At 42.9% G+C, this 4866-nt stretch carries 2 protein-coding genes; both read left to right on the top strand.

Features of this window, described 5'->3' with window-relative positions:
* The first annotated feature begins 452 nt into the window (after positions 1-452).
* A complete protein-coding gene (locus MHM99_RS20730; protein ID WP_014950298.1) occupies positions 453-1043 on the top strand; it encodes a DUF2780 domain-containing protein in 591 nt (196 codons plus the stop codon).
* A 145-nt stretch (positions 1044-1188) separates the two neighbouring features.
* Entirely contained in the window at positions 1189-4707 is a 3519-nt protein-coding gene (locus tag MHM99_RS20725) for a DUF748 domain-containing protein (RefSeq protein ID WP_239220440.1), read from the top strand.
* Positions 4708-4866 lie beyond the last annotated feature (159 nt).

Below are 4866 nucleotides of genomic sequence, written 5' to 3'. Positions count from 1 at the left end.
TACCTGGATTACAAAAGTCCAAACCAATATGAAGCTGACATGGCTAACTTAGGAAAAGCTGCTTAACTGGGTTGTGTGAATTTGCTTGACCACGTCATTCCCCTGATGTAGAGCGTATAATCGTTCCACCCAAACAGAGCAAGTAAGCCCCAAAATTGTCAGAATACTAAAAGGAGCGTATCGCTCCTTTTAGTGTTTTGTCTAATTGACTTAGTTCCTGCCTGCTGCACACTTCCACTCGATCACCCAAGTCTCTTATAAAATGTAAAGTGCCTTTACAATTTCTATAGAGAATTTACGACCTCACTACGTTAGAATGTGAGTATTCACACACCTGAAAACTTCTAATTTATGGAAGGTTCAAATAGTCGATAGCGCAATTGCTACGGTTATTTTCAATCATGTTACTCCAGATGGGCTTTCGCTGCTGGTGTACAAAAAGGAAATCTATAATGAATCGTATCGTTTTAGCACCTACAGTGCTTGCCCTTACTTTTTTTACTACTTGTGCTAATGCCAATATTGATCAGCTTAAAGGTCTGTTAGGCGGTAAGAAAGCGGAATCGACAGTAACTTCCAGTAGCCTAACTGAAATGGCAACCAGCGCAGCATCTAATATCGACTTGGCTAGCTTAGTGAGTTCAGTTGCAGGTAACCTTAACGTGTCTGAAAACCAATCAGAAGGTGGCATAGCATCAATTATGAACTATGTACAAGGCAACCTTTCAGGCGCTGATTACGCCCAGTTGGCAAGCAGCATTCCAGGTATTGATAGCCTGCTTGAAGATGTTCCCTCTCTTAGTGGTAACTCAGCAGCAAGCTCAAGCTCTTCACTATCAGGCTTACTCAATAAGGCCTCTGAGTACAGCTCTACACTTAAATCGGTAAACGACTTAAAGCAACAATTTGAAGCGCTAGGCCTTTCAACCGATATGATTGCCAGCTTTGTCACTCAAATCAGCTCGTATTTAAATGTAAATGCAGATGAAGAAACACAGGCGTTGTTTAAATCTGGCCTAGATAATTTGCTAACCGCTCTGTAACCTGTCTAAGGCGTATTAATTCTCTTCTACAATCCAAATTAATACGCTTTAACTTTTTTGCAGGGGCTTTTAGCTTGGTGAAATAGCAACTCCTGTTTATCTTTTTACATTCAAATACACAGCCTAATCGCCTATGCAAAATGCAATGTCTCGGTTTTCTACGAAGCCCAAATGGTTTCGACTATCCACTTATCTTGTTCTCATCTACCTTACTTACGCGCTTCTTATCGGCGTAGTTACGCCTGCGGTGTTAAAGGCAAAGTTACCCAACATAGTAAAAGAAAACATTGGAAGAGATGCTGCTGTTGAAGATATTGCAATCAACCCTTTCTTGCTAAAAATAGAAGTGACTAATTTTGTTATCTATCCAAATATACACTCTTCAAATGAAAGCGAAGATAACGCCGTAATCCAGAACCAAGAAAATCACTTCTTTAGCGTAGGCAATGTTTCACTGGACGTTGGATTCTGGCAATCACTTTTCACCTTCACTCCTGCCGTTGAATCGCTAACCATAGACGAACCTTTTGTTTCCATTGCACGTTTAAGCGAAAGTGAAGACACACAAATCTTCAACTTCTCTGACATTCTTACCCACGTAGAGAAACGCAGTACAAAAGCACCTGAAGAGCCTAATGACACTAGCGAAGGGCAAATTCCCCGAATTACGTTACGTGATTTTGCACTTAACGAAGGGCGAGTGGTTATTGAAGACAAGGTGACCAACACCCTACTTGATTACCCAGAATTGAGCGTTGACTTGCAAGATTTGGATACTCACGCTTTGATCAGTTCAAGCAGTGTTGGCAACAAAAACGCTAACCCTAAAAGCGATAAAAGTGAGAGTGCTCAATCAAAAGGTAAGTTAGCGTTTAACCAATATCAATTTAACTTGCTCACCGCAGAGAAAGGTAACATCGCCATTGATGGCGAGTTTCAATTATCTCCACTAAAAGTTACGACAGACATCACGATAAACGATGTAGCGCTTACGCCGCTTTGGTCACTTTCGAAAGATTTGATAGAAGCAGATTTAGTAGACGGCAAGGTTAACTTAAGCTTACATGCTGAAGTTTTTGAACAAGATACAGCCTTCCAGTTTATTCTAGAGCGTGGCGAATTTGCTGTTAACAACCTTGTGTTTAACGCTGGTTCTTCGCCTGCCACAGCAGGCACCGCCAAGAGTTCGCAAGAGATCATTGCCATACCCGCGTTTGCCATACACGATATAAACGTAAACGCATTAGAACAGCAAGTTAGCATTGCTGAAGTTGCTTTTGACAACGTTCGAGTGTCGGGCCTATTTGACAAGTCAGGGCTTGATTTACAGCGTCTGTTTACCCCAAAAAGCCTAGCGGCAGATGCTACATCAGCTAACGCTAACCCCCGCGCAGCGCAAGAAGGAAATAGCGCAGCGCATATAGGTAATAGCACAGCGCATACAAGTAATAGCACAGCGCGTACAAGTAATAGCACAGCGCAAAAGGGAAATAGTGAAACAGAAAATGAGGATGTTTCTAACGTAGCAACCGACAGCACAGAAGAACTAGCACATGACACTTCGTGGTATGTTGAGCTTCACCAATTTGCATTTAATGACGGTAGCATTGACCTTTTAGAGCGTAGCGTAAGTGACGGTACTTACTACCGCATCAGCAACCTCAATATTAAAAGCGGAAAAGTCACTACTGACTTCTCTAAACCTATTTCCTACACCACCAGTTTACATGTCTCTGCCGACCCACAGACGTTTAGCGACACATCCAAAGGTGCACTAAGCAGTAGCGGCAGCGTAGTTATTGCAGAACAAACTGTGCAGGGTAAAGCAGCGATTGAGCAACTGGTGCTAAGTCAGTTCCAGCAGTACGTTTCCCCCCACGCAAATGTGACCCTTGAAGATGGGCTATTTAATTTAAACGTTGAGTTTGATGGGGCATTTAAGAACGCCGCTGATAAAGAAAATATCGACTCACTAAACGTTAAGGCGAGTACTAGCATTAATACTTTAAGCGTACTGGATGACGCAAGTTCTCCCCTACTACAATGGCAGTCTTTAAATGTAGACAACATTGAGTTTGATCACGCGTCGAACCAGCTAAGCGTATACAATATTCACCTTCAAGCGCCATTTGCACGACTTATTATTGATGAAGCTAAACAGACCAATGTGAGTAAGCTGATTATCGCCTCATCAGACAAGTCCGCTAACAGTGAAAGTTCCAGCGAAACTGGCAGCGCAACCACGTCGAAAGCATCAAACGCAAACGTGCCTGCGGACACTACAGCTGAGCCTTCACAAGCCAACGAATTGGCCATTGCCGTTAACACCATATCAATAGAAAACGGCAAAGCGTACTTTGCTGACCATTCATTAACGCCAAAATTTGCATCTGCTATAGAAAGTTTAAATGGCAAAGTATTGGGAATTGACTCTCGCTCAACTTCCCCTGCCAATGTTGATATCACCGGAAAGATAGACAACTATGCTCCGGTCAAACTAGCAGGCACTATTCACCCATTAAAAGATGATATAGACCTTGATTTAGATTTTTCAGTCAAAGGCGCTGAACTCACTTCAGTTAACCCCTACTCAGGCACCTACATGGGCTATTACATTGACAAAGGCTTGCTGTCTTTGGCTGTGCAATACAAACTAAACGGTAAGGCACTGGAAGGTAAAAATCATGTTGTTATTGACCAATTAACGTTGGGCAAGAAGTCGAACTCTGATCAGGCATTAAGCCTACCGCTCGGCCTTGCTATTGCGTTATTAGAAGACAGAAACGGCGTTATCGATTTGGGTTTGGATGTGTCTGGCGATATCGATAGTCCGGACTTCAGTTTCGGCTCCATTATCCTCAATGCTATTGGCAATATTATTACAAAAGCTGTTACTGCACCCTTTTCGCTACTTGCGAACCTGGTTGGCAGTGACGACGAACTCGACAATGTTGAGTTCGGGTTTGGAGAGCATTCGCTAAATGCGGACGCTCAAGAAAAACTGAATACCCTTGCCAAAGCCCTTAAAAAACGTCCAGGACTTAGGGTTAATATCGAAGGTACTGTCAACGCCATGTCTGATGCAAGTGCCCTAGCGCAACGTCAGTTGAACACTACACTTTTAACAAGAAGCGGCTATGCTGATGCATCTGCTACTTCCGGCAACGCTAGTACTAACGAAAATTCTCTTGCTGGCGGTGAAAATGAAAGTTCCAACACCCTTGGCAGCGTACAGCGCGATTCAATAAGTGGCAGTAGTATCCCACTGGAAGGCCCTTTAGCCGATGCGCTTTTATCCTACTATGTTGAGGTATTTACACCTGATCTTAATCAAGAATATGAAAACATGGTGGCACAGCTTTACCCTGAACTCACAAATTCAGACAATGAACAGAGCCAAAAGAGTGCTGATAACAATAAGGAAGTCATTAACGAAGAAAGTGTAAACCGAGCATTAAGCATTGCCCGATACAACAAACTACGTAACAACATTGATATCCCTGAAAGTGACTTAATCCTTCTGGCTGACGCGCGCAGTAAAGCAGTGAAAGGTTATTTAGCAAATGAAGCTGAAGTTGAAGCGAATCGCCTATTTTTGCTAAATACTCAGCACGACCTACATACCGAATTTAGCGGTGTGGAGTTAACGTTAGAGGCTAAATAATGAATGGGTTTGCTTGAGAAACAAAACTCGATAATTTAGAGAGCCATAAGGTCATTAAATATCGAGTAGGGTGAGGCGTCACCGCCTCATCCCTCTCACAGAACCGTACATACGGGCCTCGTATACGGCTCATATACACAGTTATTTAGCGTGATTGCT

The organism is Alteromonas sp. MmMcT2-2 (genome assembly GCF_022348305.1).
Classification (GTDB): domain Bacteria; phylum Pseudomonadota; class Gammaproteobacteria; order Enterobacterales; family Alteromonadaceae; genus Alteromonas; species Alteromonas macleodii.
Note: the sequence above shows the minus strand (reverse complement) of the source record. Positions and strands in the feature narration are given on the sequence as shown.

Excerpts from the sequence above, each read along its gene's own strand:
- MHM99_RS20730 (WP_014950298.1), top strand. The coding sequence starts at position 453 with ATGAATCGTATCGTTTTAGCACCTACAGTGCTTGCCCTTACTTTTTTT.
- MHM99_RS20725 (WP_239220440.1), top strand. The coding sequence starts at position 1,189 with ATGTCTCGGTTTTCTACGAAGCCCAAATGGTTTCGACTATCCACTTAT.